Annotated in this window: 2 pseudogenes; both read left to right on the top strand. The window is 33.9% G+C overall.

Features of this window, described 5'->3' with window-relative positions:
- A pseudogene (locus FD26_RS11490) lies at nucleotides 1–92 on the top strand (transposase); the annotation flags it as partial.
- Nucleotides 74–238: pseudogene (locus FD26_RS10805) on the top strand (IS3 family transposase); the annotation flags it as partial. The pseudogenes FD26_RS11490 and FD26_RS10805, both read left to right, overlap by 19 nt.
- Nucleotides 239–274 lie beyond the last annotated feature (36 nt).

Here is a 274-nt window from a genome sequence, read left to right as displayed (position 1 = left end):
AAAAAAATTTATACAAAGCATGTCTCGTAAGGGAAACTGTCTTGATAATGCGCCAATTGAAAGCTTCTTTCATCTTCTTAAAACAGAATGTCTTAATGGATTTCCACAGTGTAAAGATATTGGAGAATTCAAGGAAATCACAAAGAATTACGTCGATTGGTTTAACAATCGACGAATATCACAGAAAACAAAAGGCATGACTCCCTGCGAATACAGGGAACATGCCTTAGCAGTTTAAAAATATTCAATTTTGTCTAACTTTTGTGTTGCACTT

The sequence above is a fragment of the Companilactobacillus crustorum JCM 15951 genome (assembly GCF_001434585.1).
Lineage (GTDB): Bacteria > Bacillota > Bacilli > Lactobacillales > Lactobacillaceae > Companilactobacillus > Companilactobacillus crustorum.
Note: the sequence above shows the minus strand (reverse complement) of the source record. Positions and strands in the feature narration are given on the sequence as shown.